Raw genomic sequence first — 15,690 nt, forward strand, 5'->3', positions numbered from 1 at the left:
TATGAAACGAATTAATTTATTTATTATTTGTCTATTAACTATCTGTTTAAGTGGATGTGGTATAGCGCAAAGCGTAACGAAAGGTGCAACTAGTATTGGAAACAGTATTTTTTCGTGGGATATTAAAACATTACACTTAGATATAACAGCTAGAGCTGAATTAAATCTTGATGACGAAGGGAAATCATCTCCTGTTGTTATTAGAATTTATCAATTAACTAAAGATACTGCTTTTAAATCTGCGTCTTATCAAAATCTGGTTGATCAAGATAGTGATGAGTTGAAAGAAACTTTACTTGATACTAAAGAAATTGTGTTAAAACCTGATACTTCTGTTTCAATCGAAGTACCTTTTGACAATAGAGCAAATTTTGTAGCGGTAGTTGCTCTTTATAATGATCCTGATTTAAAAGCGGACAATTGGCGATTAGTATTAAAACGCTCTGATTTACACATAACTAAAGCACGTAAAATAGAAGCAAGTAAATACATCATTAAACTAGTGGATTAAGATTAATGAGCGCATCTTTGTACGACATATTATATGGTTATTTTGAATCAGGCATAGCCATTGAAGATGTTTCTGAAAATGAACAAACCGTTATTAGTGTAATGGATAATATTGAGCGTATTTTGAATAGTCGGGCAGGTGCAATTAAGCATATGCCCGATTATGGATTACCCGATATGTCGACAGTTTTTCAAGCATTACCTTCCTCAGCTTACGTTTTAATGCGGGCAATTGAGCAAACGTTATTAACTTATGAACCAAGGCTACAGGCTATTAACATCAATATTGATGAAAAAAATAATGATAACATGGTATTAGCATACGAAATGACTTGCTATTTTAAAGAGGGTGGATTGGTTCGATATGGTACTTATTTTATGTCAGATGGTAAAGCCCGGTTAAGATATAGTCGTAAAACACCTAAAAACTGATTTTAAATTGCTTGAAGAGATAAAAAAATCATACTAAATGACCAATAAAAGCAGTGGAATAAAAAAGAAACAATATGATTAATAAGGCTAATAATTTTATCAGTCATCTAACTGAAAGCTGAAAGATTAAATAGCTGTTTTGAAATATAGGAATATTAATATTCCTATATTTATTAATAAAAAACGTGAATATTCTAGAACAATTAATTAATAATATTGAATTTAAGAATATCTTTTGTTCACAAATAGATACAATCCCAACTTTTTTTAAAGTATTATTATCTAAAAAGAATATATTAAAATTACTAGTATTAATGTTTATCGTAAATGATGACGGTAAACTATTGCAAACCATTAAAATTCCAATTTTAACAAATAAAAAAACGTGATAAACGCTTATTAATATTAAATTGGTAATCATGATATTTTAGGTTAAATTCACTTAATTCTTTAAATCAGCATAATTAAGATTTCTATGAAAATTTTTTTAATCAATTAACTTACGCTATATAGCCAGCTAGCAAAAAATTTACCGTTTAATCATTTTATATACATTGGTTTTATAAAAATCATAAATCATTAATAGCTGGAAATTGTTATACAGTAGGTATACGATGAATAAATATTAACCAAAGTTAATTGACTTTATGTTTGAATACACCGAAATTAATTGGGGGCAGCATGAAATTACGAAAAGTGATGATTATCGGCGTTGGTAATGTTGGTTCAACAACCGCTTATACATTTGTTAATCGAGGTATTTGTGAAGAAATCGCACTCGTTGATCTTAATAAAGAATTAGCATATGGACATGCGCAAGATTTATTAGATGCAGCAGCCTATCGACAAAATATGATTAAAGTTAGCTTGCGCGAATCAACTGATTGTGCAGATATCGACATTGTTATTATCACCGTTACATCAGGACTAGCCCAAAAAAGCCGAAAAGAAGAGTTAGACGGAACATCCAAAATTATCGCCAGTATTGTACCTAATATGATGAAGAATGGATTTAAAGGTATTTTTTTAGTCGCGACAAATCCTTGTGATGCCATCACTTATCAAGTTTGGAAATTATCTGGATTACCTCGTCACCGTGTGATTGGTACAGGAGTGTGGCTTGACACGGTGAGATTACGTCGATTATTGGGTGAAAAAATGGATATTGGTCCACAAAGTATTGATGCTTTTATTGTTGGTGAACATGGTGACTCTCAATTCCCTGTTTGGTCACATTCCTCGATTTATGGTATCAATTTAAATCAATTAGAAAAAAATAAAATTGATTTTGCTCAAATCGGTACTCAAGCACGAAAAATGGGTTTTGAAATCATGGAACGAAAACATTGTACTGAATATGGGATTGCTAGCACTATCACCGAAATTTGCCAACATATATTTACCAATAGTCACAGAGCGTTAGCACTTAGTTGTATTTTGGATGGTGAATATGGCTACAAAAATGTTGCTATTGGTGTACCAGCCATACTTGACCAACATGGTATCAAGAAAATTATTGAACTCAATTTTATTGAAAAGGAAAAACAGTTATTTGCAAACAGTGTTGAAATTGTTAAAGGTTATATTGAGCATATTAATTTAAACTAATATTTTTTTACCATTACTCAATTAGAGTATAGGCTTAATATTATTTATTTGTGGCATTATTTTTTAAAATATGCCACAAATAATCATTTTTATTGATATTAAAATAGGTACTTGAAAATATAACTGAACATCTTTTCAATAATATTGAATTATTTCGATTTGTTAACATTCAGCAAAAATAAGGAATTGATGTACATATTGAGTAATATATTAGATTATTTGCTTACAAAGGTTTATATTTTCTGATAAAAATTGGTGCTGCAATATAAGTCATATTCACCATTTCATTGTAAATTTCCTAGCGATCTGTTTAATCATAAATATTAAGAAAACTAATTAAATGATAATTTAAAATAGATAATTTTTGCCAAAAAAAATTTAAACAGTCCAAGAATATTCGTCTATATTTAGTGTGTTCAGTTAGCATAGTTGTAAATATCAATTACATTTAAACAACCTGATAGAAGCAAAGCATGAACGGTAAACCAAACCTATTTAATGTTATAAGCTGTCTTTAAATTTTATTCATTATCAGCTGGAAATTTTACATGGATTTGCTTTCTTATTTCAGTCAATAATTGTGATGAAATCAAAGAATATTTTAGCCCTTTATGATTTATTTGTCTTTGTTGATAGAGATTAGCAAACTCTAGCGCTTCATAATACATTTCGTTACTATTTTGTGTAAGGGTTATTTCTTGTAATTCTCCTTGTCTTGGTTGATAGAATACTTGTTCACAAACAGATAAGTGCTTAATGATTAAAGTGCCATCTTCACCTTGTATTTCGCTATGAATAGATGAATTAGTGACTTTAGAGTGCCAAATAATAATATCAAAGTCATCATAATTTAATAAAACCGTACCATGAGCATCAACTCCGGAATCAAGTTGTGTGCCACTGGCATATATTGAACTCGGTCTTTCCCATAAGCCTATTGCAAAATTAAGGGGGTAAACACCAATATCCATGATTGAGCCGTTTGAGAATTGAGGATTAAACGTGTTAGGATTTTCACCGTCTAAATAACTAGGGTACCGTGATGAATATTGACAATAATTTAATAAAGCTTTGTGTATTTTTCCTAATTTAGGTAGATAGTTTCGAATTAATTCAAAATTAGGTAAGTAATAGGTTTTTAGTGCTTCGAAAATGATTTGTTGATTCTGTTTCGCAATATCTAATAATCTTTGAGTTTGCACTAAGTTTGAAGTTAAAGGTTTCTCGCAAATAACATCTTTATTGTTTTCTAACATTAACTTTGCTTGTGCAAAGTGTAGTGAGTTCGGGCTAGCAATATAGACTACGTCAATGTTAGTATCGTTAGCTAATTGTATTAAATCATCATAAATAACATCAATATTATATTTTTGTGCAAACTGGCGAGCTTTATCTATATCTCGTGAATAAATAGCTGCAAGTTGATACTGTTGAGTTTGTAATGCGGCATCAATGAATTTTTCTGTGATCCAGTTGCTACCTATTGTTGCTAGTCTAATCATATGCATGCCTTTATAAATTTATTTGCTATGTTAATCACTTTTTTGTAAAAAAGTTTGAGGTTAACATAACGTTTTAGTCTATTTTTTTGTTATATTATTAATAGGTTAGATAGCATAAATAGTAACATCTTTTACATTTAAGCGAAACGTATATAACAGAACTAAAAATTGATCCCCATTAGACCACCCAGAGTAAAAAGGGTGGTCATCATTATTTTAAAGCGAGTTGGTAAGAAAAAGTTTAATTGATGAATTTTGTGTTTCATTATGGAAACCATAACCAAGCTCAGTTAAATGTTGAGCAAATTTATTGCTATCTGTTTCATCAATTTCAAAAGCACAAAGTACTCTTCCGTAATCTGTGCCATGGCTACGGTAATGGAACATGGAAATATTCCAATTTGTTCCTAATGTTTGTAGAAACTTAAGTAATGCACCTTGTGATTCAGGAAATTCAAAGCTATAAACTTGTTCTTGAATCGGTTTACACGGTTTACCACCAATCATATAGCGAACATGAAGTTTTGCCATTTCGTCTTCAGATAAATCTACAACAGGATATCCCGCAGCCGTTAATTCTTGTAGTATGTCTTCTTTTTCATTACTTTTCGAGATTCTGACGCTGACAAAAATGCAGGCTGATTTATCGTCATGATAACGATAGTTAAATTCCGTTACTGAGCGTCCGCCTAATAATTTACAGAAATTTAAAAAACTACCTTTCTTTTCAGGAATAGTCACCGACAATAACACTTCGCGTTTTTCACCAAGTTCACAACGTTCTGAAATGTAGCGCAGATTGTGGAAGTTTAAATTTGCACCAGATAAAATATGTGCTAGATTTTCACCACGAATATTATGTTGAATAACATATTTTTTTAGTCCTGCCAGTGCAACCGCACCTGATGGTTCAGCAATGGCGCGGACGTCATCAAATAAATCTTTTACTGCAGCACAAATTTCATCGCTATCAACGGTAACAATATCATCAATGTATTGTTGGCAGAGTCTAAATGTCTCATCTCCAATACGTTTAACGGCAACACCTTCAGCAAATAGCCCAACTCGACTTAAATCAACGGGTTTACCTGCATCAAGTGCAGCTTTCAAACAGGCTGCATCAGAAGGTTCGACCGCAATAACTTTGATTGTCGGCATAATTTGTTTAATTAATACTGCAATGCCTGCAGCAAGTCCTCCTCCCCCGACAGGCACAAAAATACGGTCGAGTTTGGCATTTTGTTGAAGTAATTCCATGGCAATACTGCCTTGACCAGCGATGACCAATGGGTGATCAAACGGAGGAATAAAAATTCGATTTTGTTCTTTGGCTAATTCCATTGCTTTTGCTTTGGCTTCATCGAAATTAGCGCCATATAAAAGTACTTCACCACCAAATTCTTTGACTGCCTCAACTTTGATATCTGCTGTAGTTAACGGCATGACAATAAGCGAATTTATGCCTAATTTTGTTGCCGAAAAAGCAACGCCTTGTGCATGATTTCCAGCCGATGCGGCAATCACGCCGCATTTACGTTCATCTTCGTTAAGACTGGCAATCATTGCTTGAGCTCCACGGATTTTAAAACTATGGACTAATTGCCGATCTTCACGTTTAACAAAGATTTGGTTTCCTATTCTTGATGAGATTTTTTCCATCTTTTCAAGTGGTGTGACATCTGCCACATCGTAAACAGCGCTGCAAAGTGTTGCTTTTAAATAATCAGCGCCAGTAAGTTTTTTATCTTCTTGTTTCACAGTTAGCCACCTAGTTTGCTTTTATCACGAACAGCACCTTTATCTGCGCTAGTTGCTAAACTCGCGTAAGCTTTCAGTGCGTATGACACATAGCGGTTGCGATTATGTGGTGTATAAGCTTTATCACCACGAGCAATTTCTGCTACTCGTCGTCTTTCAAGTTCATCATCAGGTACATCTAAAACTAATTTACGGTTAGGAATATCAATATCAATAATATCACCATCACGTACTAATCCTATCAAACCACCATTAGCCGCTTCTGGTGAGATATGTCCGATCGATAAACCAGATGATCCACCTGAAAATCGACCATCTGTAATAAGTGCACAAGCTTTGCCAAGACCCATTGATTTTAAATAGCTGGTTGGATAAAGCATTTCTTGCATACCCGGTCCTCCTTTAGGACCTTCATAAATAATCACTACAACATCACCAGCAATCACTTTACCACCTAAGATTGCATCGACAGCATCTTCTTGACTTTCAAATACTTTGGCCGGTCCTCGAAAAACTAAGTTTTCAGCAGCAACACTGGCGGTTTTGACAATTGCACCATCTTGAGCAACATTACCATAAAGCGTAGCTAACCCACCATCTTGACTATAAGCGTGGGCTTTGTCACGAATACAACCATTTTCACGATCGTCATCAAGCGTATCCCAATAACAATCCTGTGAAAAAGCTTTAGTTGTACGGATCCCTGCTGGCCCGCTGCGATACATTTTTTTCACAGTTTCATCATTAGTTTGGGTAATATCATATTGTGCAAACGTTTCTTGCAGAGTCAGTCCAAGTACATTGTGAACATCGCGTCTAAGCAATCCAGCCTTATCAAGTTCAGACATAATTGATACCACACCACCAGCCCGATGGACATCTTCCATATGATATTTGGCAGTACTTGGAGCTACTTTACATAAATGTGGTACTTTGCGTGAGAGTCTATCAATATCTGACATGGTGAAGTCAATTTCACCTTCTTGAGCAGTGGCTAGTAAATGCAATACTGTATTAGTTGATCCACCCATGGCAATATCTAATGACATAGCATTTTCATAAGCGGCTTTGGTTGCAATAGATCGCGGTAGATAAGACGCATCATCTTGTTCATAATAACGTTTAGTAATTTCTACAATACGTTTAGCTGCTTTAAGAAATAATTGTTCTCGTTGTTTGTGCGTGGCAACAAGTGATCCATTCCCTGGTAGTGATAAACCTAAGGCCTCTGTTAAACAGTTCATGGAGTTCGCAGTAAACATACCTGAGCAAGATCCACACGTTGGGCAGGCAGATTGCTCAATGGCTTCACTGTCGGCATCACTAACATTTGGGTTAGCACTTTGGATCATAGCATCAACAAGATCGAGTTTGATAATTTGGTCAGATAATTTTGTTTTACCTGCTTCCATTGGACCGCCCGATGCAAATACTGTTGGAATATTGAGGCGAAGTGACGCCATTAACATACCTGGGGTTATTTTATCGCAATTTGAGATGCAGATCATGGCATCAGCGCAATGTGCATTTACCATATATTCAACAGAATCAGCAATCAATTCTCGTGATGGAAGTGAATAAAGCATACCACCATGCCCCATGGCGATACCATCATCTACTGCAATAGTATTGAATTCTTTAGCGATACCACCCGATGCCTCAATTTGTTTGGCGACAAGCTGCCCAATATCTTTTAGGTGTACATGTCCCGGTACAAATTGCGTAAATGAGTTAACGACTGCAATTATAGGTTTTCCAAAATCTTCATTTTTAACGCCCGTTGCACGCCATAATGCACGGGCTCCAGCCATATTCCGACCTTCTACGGATGTTGCTGAACGATATTTAGGCATTTCTTGCTCCCAACTTTTTATTATTCAAGTTACCATTTAAAACGATATCTTGCTTTACATGATGCTATAAAGTGAATCACATTCTTGAAAAAAATCCGCCGTGTTAACTGGAGGATCTCTAACTGATATCCCTTATTTAACTAGATCTAACCAGCCATATTTATCTTCAGTTTGACCATTAAATAGACCAAAGAATGTTTGCTGGAGCTTTTTAGTAATTGGACCACAGCGACCAATACCGATTTCGATACGATCAACACTGCGAACAGGAGTAATTTCAGCGGCAGTACCTGTCATAAAGACTTCGTCAGCTAAATAGAGTGATTCACGGGATAGTGTTTGTTCACGTACTTCAATACCTAAATCGCGTGCAAGGGTGATGATAGCATCACGAGTGATCCCAGGTAATGCTGATGAAGATAATAACGGTGTAAATAATATACCATCTTTAACAATAAATAGATTTTCACCTGAACCTTCAGAAAGCTGACCATTTACGTCTAATGCAATCCCTTCTTGGAAGCCATTAGCGCGAGCTTCTGATCCGATGAGTAATGATGATAAGTAGTTACCACCGGCTTTTGCTGCTGCTGGAATAGTATTTGGTGCAAAACGATGCCATGAAGATACCATTGCATCAATACCTTGTTCTAAAGCATCTTCACCAAGATAAGCTCCCCATGGGAATGCTGCAATCATGACATCCGTTTTATAACCTGCTGGAGGTATAACGCCCATACCAACATCGCCGATAAATACTAATGGACGAATATAAGCGCTTTCTAAATTATTCTTTTTGATAGTTTGGCGTGTTGCTTCCATAATTTCTTCAAGCGAATATGGAACAGGAAAACGATAAATTTTGGCTGAGTTTAATAATCTTTGAGCATGTTCTTTATGACGAAATATAGCAGGTCCTTTGTGTGTATTATAGCAACGTACACCTTCAAACACCGATGTACCATAATGTAGTGCATGTGACATTACGTGCACTTTAGCATCTGCCCATGGAACCAATTCGCCATTAAACCAAATATAATCAGATTTTGCTGTAGTACTCATTTTCTGTTTTCCTCTTAAATTTTACTTTTGTTTAGCATGTATCCTGCTTTATGCTTTTATCAATTAAACATCAAACATTATACAATACTTTCTTGTTTGTTTAATATCTAAAATATTGACATATTTTAATTTAACTTTTTGTTTTACCGATAAATTATCTGTAAATTTTTTTATTCTATTGAAATGACATCTTCTAATTTAGCTACTTGGTTTTGTAACATTGAAAGATCTCTTTCAATAGTTAATCTGAGTGTCAAAATCAGTAAATTATTTTCAATGGTTTGCATTTGCATAGATTCAATATGTCCACCGCGATGACGAACAACACGTAAAATACGTTCCAATGAACCTAACGTGTCGTTAGCCTTTATGGTCAATTGATGTTGTATTTGTTGATTCATCACTTACTCCTTGCAACTTTTATCGAGCATGTTTTCGTTAGCTGCGCCTGGTGGTACTAGTGGCCATACATTTTCTAATTCATCAATGCGCACATGCAATAAATATGCACCAGATGAATTAAACATATTATCAAGTGCAGAATTAATTTCAGATTTTTTTGAAATTATTTCACCCGGAATATCAAATGCTTTTGCTAACATTAAAAAATCAGGATTATCTGATAAATTAGTTTCACTATATCTTTCGTTAAAAAAGAGCTCTTGCCATTGACGAACCATGCCTAAACGTTGGTTATCAATTAATACTATTTTTATCGGTAATTTTTTTCGTTTTATAGTGGTTAGTTCTTGGACGTTCATCATAAATGATCCATCACCCGATACACATATTACACAATCATTAGGGCGAGCCATTTGTGCGCCAATCGCTGCTGGTAAACCAAATCCCATCGTGCCCAATCCACTTGAGGTAATGAAATTTTGTGGATGATTAAAACGCATATGTTGGGCGGTCCACATTTGATGTTGACCAACATCTGTAGTGATTATCGTATTGGCTGACTTACGTTCGGAAATGGTTTTTAATAATGCTGGTGCATAAATGGCTTCACCAGGATGATCATAACGTGTAGGATGCTGTGCTTTCAATTCATCCACTTTTTTATGCCATGCTTCGATTGATACAGTTTGATTAAGCAATGGTAAAACCTGCTTAATATCACCTTGTAATCCTAAGTGTGTTTGCCGTAATTTGTTGATTTCGGCTTGATCAATATCGACATGGATCACTTTTGCATGACGGGCAAATTCATTAAGATTACCTGTAACCCTGTCATCAAACCGTACACCTAAGGCGATAAGTAAATCGCACTCTTGTACGGCTAAATTGGCTGCTTTAGCGCCATGCATACCAATTAAACCTAAATAATAAGGATTATTAATATCAGCAACTCCCAATCCTTTTAATGTTGAAACAGTTGGGATTTGAGTCAATGTCATAAAATCTTTCAATTCTGATATAGCGCCTGAAAGTCCAACACCACCCCCAATATAAAGCATCGGTTTTCGGGCTTGAGCGATCATTTGTTTAGCGAGTTTTATTGTTTCTGGAGGAATGGTATATAATTGTGTTTTATCAGGACTGTTTTCTATTAAAGATGGTGCTAAATATTGTTGATAATCTAAATTGGCAAGCTGTATATCTTTCGGAACATCAATTAAAATTGGTCCCGGCCTGCCTGAGTTGGCTAAATTAAATGCCTCTTCTAATGTATTGGGCAATTGTTTAGCATCATTTATTAAATAACTATGTTTGGTGCAAGCTAAGGATAATCCCAGAACATCTACTTCTTGAAAAGCATCCGTCCCAATTAGATTAGTTGGAACTTGCCCCGTTATGGCAACAATAGGTACAGAATCAATTAATGCATCAGCAAGTCCAGTAATGATATTAGTCGCACCAGGGCCTGATGTCGCAATACAAACCCCCGTTTTGCCAGTTGAACGAGCATAACCAATTGCTGCCATGGCTGCGCCTTGTTCATGACGACATAATACATGTTCAATACCTCCATCATACAAAGCATCGTAGAGAGGCATAATTTGTCCACCCGGATATCCAAAAACGGTGGTAACGCCTTTTTCTTTTAAGGTTTTTACTATCCACTGTGTTCCTAACATTTATTCCTCACTTGTTCTTTTTTGCCCAATCGTTGTTCATAAAAAAACCCCGCTGTTTGGAGCGGGGTTTTTGATTTTATGTATAAACATATTTTTATTCAAAAACGCCCCCGCGTTGGAATAATGACCACGCTGACAATAATGTTGATAAGGACGTTTTTAAGTGAAAATTTCATAATATGTGTTAATAAACTTTTTCGTCATTTTAAAAATTATTTTAAACAAAATACTCGTTTTAAAAAAAAGTGCAACTACTTTTTTCGCTTTTATAACGTGTTAGAAATAGATTGTAAAAAAGTTTCAGGTTAACTATACATTTCAGTATAAAACGTTTCAATATAAAAATGTGATTTTGGTAGGTTAATACGACACATTGAATGATAATTGATATTTTATCATTGTTTAATTATAGTTTTGGAAAACAAACATCTAATTATGTTTAAATAAAAAAAACAGATATTAATGATGGTTTGGCTAATCATTGTTAAAGCTGTTTTAATTACTATAATTACATTTAATCTTCTTTATATAAATTTATCAATAAATCGAATTACAAATGCAAAATTTGTAATAACTAGCTTAGTTAAAATTAATTTGCTAAACTGAGAGAGGTGCAAGATTATGCAACACTCATGGCTTTGGTAATACTACTTTCAGTGACCCCGCCAAGCCAATCAAGGAATGCCACCTTTAATAATATTCTGCCTCTTTTTATTCATTAACTTAAATAGACAGAGGATAACATTAAGCAACATGATTTAGCTTTAAGAAACAAATATTCAAATTTTATAGTTATTAAATATAATTTATTGAATTAATTGGTTATTTTAAAGATTTAAAATAGGCTTAACAATAGGATTTTGTGATTACTAATTGATTTTATTTAAGTTATATTGAATTTGTGTACAAATACATAGTTAACTTAGGAGAATATAATGAGTAAACAAATTTGTAATCCTCTTACAAAATACCATCATGATAAATTTCCAAAACAAAAACAAGCAGCACCTGCTCTACAGTGTGAAATGGATCCGATTCCTGATTGTGGTGAAAAAACCTATCAAGGTCATGGTCGTTTAGAAGGTCGCAAAATGTTAGTAACAGGTGGTGATTCAGGTATTGGACGAGCTGCGGCTATTGCTTATGCAAAAGAAGGCGCTGATGTGGCAATAAATTATCTTCCTTATGAACAAAAAGATGCTGAAGATGTGGCTAAGGTTATAGAAGCTGTTGGTCGTAAAGCGGTATTAATTCCTGGTGATTTAAGTGATGAGGCATTTTGTAAACAATTAGTTGAACAAGCACATCAAAAGTTGGGGGGATTAGATAATTTAACCCTAGTTGCTGGTAAGCAAACGGCTGTGGAAGATATAATGGAACTGACCACAGAACAAATTAAAAAAACATTCGAAATAAATGTATTTTCACTTTTCTGGGTTACTAAAGCGGCTTTAGGGTTTTTAAAACCAGGGTCAACGATTATTACTACTTCCTCTGTTCAAGCTTATCAACCAAGCGGCAATTTATTAGATTATGCGGCAACTAAAACAGCAATTATTGCCTTTACCCGTGGCTTAGCTAATCAGTTAAGCAGCAAAGGTATTCGTGTTAACTGTGTAGCGCCAGGACCAGTTTGGACGCCATTACAAATCTGTGGCGGTCAACCGAGTGACGTTATCCCTGAATTTGGTAAACAAACACCATTACAACGTGCAGGACAACCTGTTGAACTTGCCGGTGTATATGTACATTTAGCTTCTGAAGAGTCAAGTTATACCACAGCTGAAACATATGGTGTAACGGGTGGTATGCATATTAATTAATATTTTTTACAGTAAAAGGGCTTGTAAAAGCCTTTTTACTGCATGTTTAAGTAATTAATTACCTTTTAAATTAACCACTATTATACAAAACCATAATAGTAACTATACGGAACTTATAACCAATAAGGGCAGAACAATGAGAACATTTAAAGTAATTACTTTGGCAATGATGGGGCTTTTTTTAGTAAATTGTGATAATTCAAAACCAACAGTTAATAATATCAAAGAACAAGTTGCGCAAACGAGTTCAAAGGTTAGCGATAAAGTAGCAGAACTATATGAACAAACCAAATCTGCAACTCAAGATGCCCTCAATAATTTAAAAGATGGTAATTATAGTCTTGCTCAAGATGCAATAATCAAAGGTTTAAGTTTAAAATTACCTTTGGATGTTGATCAAAATTCAACATTAGTCGATGTAACAAAAGGAAACGATATTATTAGTTATAAATATGATGTAAAAAATATAACTAAAGACGCATTTCAAGCTGAAAGCAATCAAAAAAATATTTCAAATGGTTTGCATACCCTTTATTGCAGTAAAGATGCGACTATCAATGCCATAAAATTAGTTTTTCCAAATGGCGCAAGTCATAATTATTACCTAAATGGAGAAAAAGCTTTAACACTTGATTTAAAACCTAGTGATTGTGATGCTAAATAATTTTGAACTTATCAATTATTGTTAAAAAGGGCCATTAGAGCCCTTTTATTTCAATTGGAAACAAAAATTGCATCATTTTGTTTAAAAAGGAATGATTAATTACGTAAATAATTTTGTGTTTTGTCAATGTGTTATACGCATGAGTTTGTTTAAATTTGCATTTAAAAAAGATAGACAAGAAATTTAATTTTTATTTTAAGCATATAGCTAATAATTATTGAGTTTTAGCCGCTATTTTGTACAATAAGCCACACTTTTTTAAAAGTTAGGATGCTTTTTAATTGTGATGTTTTTAATGTAAAACAATTTTTGGCTGCTTAGGTTTATTTATAAAAGTTAACCAGTTTTATAATATGTTGTTATTAGATTGTAATTTTAAATAAGATTAACAGTGGGCAATATTTTATATACATAAACATACTTAAGAAAGTATCTGATAATATTGAAAATATGAATAATTGAGGAATAAATATGAAAGTTATAAAAATAACAACATTAGTTTTAATAAGTCTAGGATTGTTTGGTTGTGATAACAGTGAGAAAGCAAAAAAAGATGAAGCAGAAAAGCTTACTAAAACACAAGACATAATTATTAGTGATGCGAAAAAATCTCTTCCTTATCAAGTTGATTCCGTAACCAGTTTAGTAGATATTTTTAAAGATGATAATTCTATTAATTATCGATATGTTATTAAGGCATCTAAAGACCAATTACAAATTTCTGAAACAGAAAAAATGACGTCTGAAAATTTGAAGAAAGTTTATTGTAGCGACAATCAACAAGTTAAAGAGTTCCGGGATGCTTTTCCAAATGGCGCTGTTCACAATTATTATATTGATGATGAAAAATTATTTAGCGTAAAATTAACGCCAGCTTCATGTAACGCTAACTAGAGTTCTAAAATTTATTAATTTAAATAGTTATCAATATTCTATTATATTAACAGGGCAATAGCCCTGTTTAGTTTTACCCTTTTATTCTAAAGCTTTACCTTTGGTTTCTGGTATGAGAAATACGAAAGCTGCGGCAGATAATAGATACGTAGCGGATAATAGAGCTAATGCGTAGCTAATTGAATACACCGTTGCGAAATAAGCAATTAGAACTTGTGATATGCCAGCAATTCCTCGTCCTACATTAAAAATAATATTTTCAGCGCTTGAACGGGCATCGGTAGGATAATGTTCGGCAAGTAGGGCGCCGTATCCACCCATCATACCATTAACAAAAAAGCCAATTGCTGAACCAAATATAATTAATATTATCATATCAGTTTGTTGGAAATAGAACCAAATAGATATTGCTGAAATTAAAAGGAATATAATGTATGAAGGGCGGCGACCAAATTTATCGCAAAGCCAACCAAAAATCAAAATACCTAATGACATACCAATTGTGGTTGAGATAGTCCAATAAAGAGTATCTTTAAATGGTAATTTTAGTTCAGAAGCAATCATACTTGGCATCCAAACCATCAAACCATAAAACCCAAAATTTTGCACCGCACATGCAATTGTTAAACCAATAGTGGTTGCAGTGGTTTTTGGTGTTTTAAACAATTTACCAACTGCAATTTCATTTTTATTCTGATCTTTTAAATTTTGCCAAATTTCTGGCTCTTCTAAACCTTTTCGAGTCCAAGCAACAAATAGTGCAGGTAATACCCCGACAGCAAAAGCCCATCGCCAACCATAAGCTTGCCCAACAAAATTGACCGTTAAAGTAGAAAGGATAATACCAACCTGAAAACCTAACGCAACAATCGATGTTGCTCGTGAGCGCTTATGCTTTGGCCAACTTTCTGATACGAGTGTCATACCAATGCCAAACTCACCCCCAAGACCTAAACCACTTAAAAAACGGAAAATTAAAAAACTTTCATAATTGGGGGATATTGCACATAAACCAGTGAATAAAGAAAAGATTAATATAGTCCATGAAAACACGCGTACTCGACCATATTTATCTGCTAAAACACCAAATAAAATGCCTCCCAATACAGCACCAAGTAAGGTTACAGAAGTTAACGTCCCTAGATCGGTTTTGGATAAATTAAAAGAAACCGAAATTAGGCTAAAACAGACACCTAAAATCATCATATCCATGCCATCTAATGCATAACCGACAGTCGATGCAAAAAGCGTTTTCTTTTGGTATGATGTTGCTTTTTCACTTTCAACTTGCTTGACTGAGTTTGATTCAGTTTTCATGTATACCTCTAGTAATTGAAAATAGATTTTTTGCTAAAAGTTAGCATTTTGTGATGTTTAATTTGCCATTAAACGGGGGGTAATCTAAAGCGGGGCAAAGTATATACTTAAAACTTATAAAAAGCCAAGTCTAAAGCTTAAAAAGGTTATTTTATCCGCCGATTTTATTATCGGCAGATAAATAAT

At 33.9% G+C, this 15,690-nt stretch carries 13 protein-coding genes; 6 read left to right on the plus strand and 7 right to left on the minus strand.

All coding sequences use genetic code 11. The features are described from left to right. Window position 1 precedes the first annotated feature (1 nt). The 3 genes from tssJ (at window position 2) to H3S88_RS07205 (ending at window position 2,550) form a co-directional block, all read left to right on the plus strand. On the plus strand, window positions 2–511 hold the full coding sequence (gene tssJ / locus H3S88_RS07195) for a type VI secretion system lipoprotein TssJ (protein ID WP_198228559.1): 510 nt from the start codon (window positions 2–4) through the stop codon (window positions 509–511). A gap of 5 nt (window positions 512–516) precedes the next feature. Beyond that, window positions 517–942 carry a type VI secretion system baseplate subunit TssE gene (gene tssE, locus H3S88_RS07200; RefSeq protein WP_198228557.1) on the plus strand — a complete coding sequence of 142 codons (426 nt, stop codon included), beginning with the start codon at window positions 517–519 and terminating at the stop codon, window positions 940–942. A gap of 681 nt (window positions 943–1,623) precedes the next feature. Next, entirely contained in the window at window positions 1,624–2,550 is a 927-nt protein-coding gene (locus tag H3S88_RS07205; protein WP_198228555.1) for an L-lactate dehydrogenase, read from the plus strand. 521 nt (window positions 2,551–3,071) lie between these two features. Here the strand turns inward: H3S88_RS07205 and H3S88_RS07210 are convergent. The 6 genes from H3S88_RS07210 to ilvG all read right to left on the minus strand — a co-directional run bounded on the left by H3S88_RS07210 (window position 3,072) and on the right by ilvG (window position 10,806). After that, complete coding sequence (locus tag H3S88_RS07210; protein ID WP_039128579.1) at window positions 3,072–4,052, minus strand: Gfo/Idh/MocA family protein; 981 nt, start codon at window positions 4,050–4,052, stop codon at window positions 3,072–3,074. A gap of 216 nt (window positions 4,053–4,268) precedes the next feature. Then, complete coding sequence (gene ilvA / locus H3S88_RS07215) at window positions 4,269–5,810, minus strand: threonine ammonia-lyase, biosynthetic (protein ID WP_198228553.1); 1,542 nt, start codon at window positions 5,808–5,810, stop codon at window positions 4,269–4,271. A 2-nt stretch (window positions 5,811–5,812) separates the two neighbouring features. Then, window positions 5,813–7,663 (minus strand): dihydroxy-acid dehydratase, encoded by a 1,851-nt coding sequence (ilvD, locus tag H3S88_RS07220; protein ID WP_198228551.1) that lies wholly within the window; start codon window positions 7,661–7,663, stop codon window positions 5,813–5,815. 132 nt (window positions 7,664–7,795) lie between these two features. Continuing rightward, window positions 7,796–8,725, minus strand: a complete 930-nt coding sequence (locus tag H3S88_RS07225; RefSeq protein ID WP_065602053.1) for a branched-chain amino acid transaminase — start codon at window positions 8,723–8,725, stop codon at window positions 7,796–7,798. Between the two features lie 170 nt (window positions 8,726–8,895). After that, complete coding sequence (gene ilvM / locus H3S88_RS07230) at window positions 8,896–9,126, minus strand: acetolactate synthase 2 small subunit (RefSeq protein ID WP_086309008.1); 231 nt, start codon at window positions 9,124–9,126, stop codon at window positions 8,896–8,898. Window positions 9,127–9,129: 3 nt separating this feature from the next. Further along, entirely contained in the window at window positions 9,130–10,806 is a 1,677-nt protein-coding gene (ilvG, locus tag H3S88_RS07235) for an acetolactate synthase 2 catalytic subunit (RefSeq protein WP_198228549.1), read from the minus strand. Between the two features lie 935 nt (window positions 10,807–11,741). Here ilvG and H3S88_RS07240 point away from each other — a divergent pair. The 3 genes from H3S88_RS07240 to H3S88_RS07250 all read left to right on the plus strand — a co-directional run bounded on the left by H3S88_RS07240 (window position 11,742) and on the right by H3S88_RS07250 (window position 14,187). Beyond that, entirely contained in the window at window positions 11,742–12,629 is an 888-nt protein-coding gene (locus tag H3S88_RS07240; RefSeq protein WP_198228547.1) for an SDR family oxidoreductase, read from the plus strand. Window positions 12,630–12,765: 136 nt separating this feature from the next. Further along, window positions 12,766–13,293, plus strand: a complete 528-nt coding sequence (locus H3S88_RS07245; protein WP_198228545.1) for a hypothetical protein — start codon at window positions 12,766–12,768, stop codon at window positions 13,291–13,293. A gap of 471 nt (window positions 13,294–13,764) precedes the next feature. After that, complete coding sequence (locus H3S88_RS07250) at window positions 13,765–14,187, plus strand: hypothetical protein (RefSeq protein WP_144092378.1); 423 nt, start codon at window positions 13,765–13,767, stop codon at window positions 14,185–14,187. 81 nt (window positions 14,188–14,268) lie between these two features. Here H3S88_RS07250 and H3S88_RS07255 read toward each other — a convergent pair whose 3' ends face one another. Next, entirely contained in the window at window positions 14,269–15,504 is a 1,236-nt protein-coding gene (locus H3S88_RS07255; RefSeq protein ID WP_198228544.1) for an MFS transporter, read from the minus strand. Window positions 15,505–15,690 lie beyond the last annotated feature (186 nt).

This window comes from Gilliamella sp. B14448G11, from assembly GCF_016101765.1.
Classification (GTDB): Bacteria; Pseudomonadota; Gammaproteobacteria; order Enterobacterales; family Orbaceae; genus Gilliamella; species Gilliamella apicola_N.

Excerpts from the sequence above, each read along its gene's own strand:
- tssJ (WP_198228559.1), top strand. The coding sequence starts at position 2 with ATGAAACGAATTAATTTATTTATTATTTGTCTATTAACTATCTGTTTA.
- tssE (WP_198228557.1), top strand. The coding sequence starts at position 517 with ATGAGCGCATCTTTGTACGACATATTATATGGTTATTTTGAATCAGGC.
- H3S88_RS07205 (WP_198228555.1), top strand. The coding sequence starts at position 1,624 with ATGAAATTACGAAAAGTGATGATTATCGGCGTTGGTAATGTTGGTTCA.
- H3S88_RS07210 (WP_039128579.1), bottom strand. The coding sequence starts at position 4,052 with ATGATTAGACTAGCAACAATAGGTAGCAACTGGATCACAGAAAAATTC.
- ilvD (WP_198228551.1), bottom strand. The coding sequence starts at position 7,663 with ATGCCTAAATATCGTTCAGCAACATCCGTAGAAGGTCGGAATATGGCT.
- H3S88_RS07225 (WP_065602053.1), bottom strand. The coding sequence starts at position 8,725 with ATGAGTACTACAGCAAAATCTGATTATATTTGGTTTAATGGCGAATTG.
- ilvM (WP_086309008.1), bottom strand. The coding sequence starts at position 9,126 with ATGAATCAACAAATACAACATCAATTGACCATAAAGGCTAACGACACG.
- ilvG (WP_198228549.1), bottom strand. The coding sequence starts at position 10,806 with ATGTTAGGAACACAGTGGATAGTAAAAACCTTAAAAGAAAAAGGCGTT.
- H3S88_RS07240 (WP_198228547.1), top strand. The coding sequence starts at position 11,742 with ATGAGTAAACAAATTTGTAATCCTCTTACAAAATACCATCATGATAAA.
- H3S88_RS07245 (WP_198228545.1), top strand. The coding sequence starts at position 12,766 with ATGAGAACATTTAAAGTAATTACTTTGGCAATGATGGGGCTTTTTTTA.
- H3S88_RS07250 (WP_144092378.1), top strand. The coding sequence starts at position 13,765 with ATGAAAGTTATAAAAATAACAACATTAGTTTTAATAAGTCTAGGATTG.
- H3S88_RS07255 (WP_198228544.1), bottom strand. The coding sequence starts at position 15,504 with ATGAAAACTGAATCAAACTCAGTCAAGCAAGTTGAAAGTGAAAAAGCA.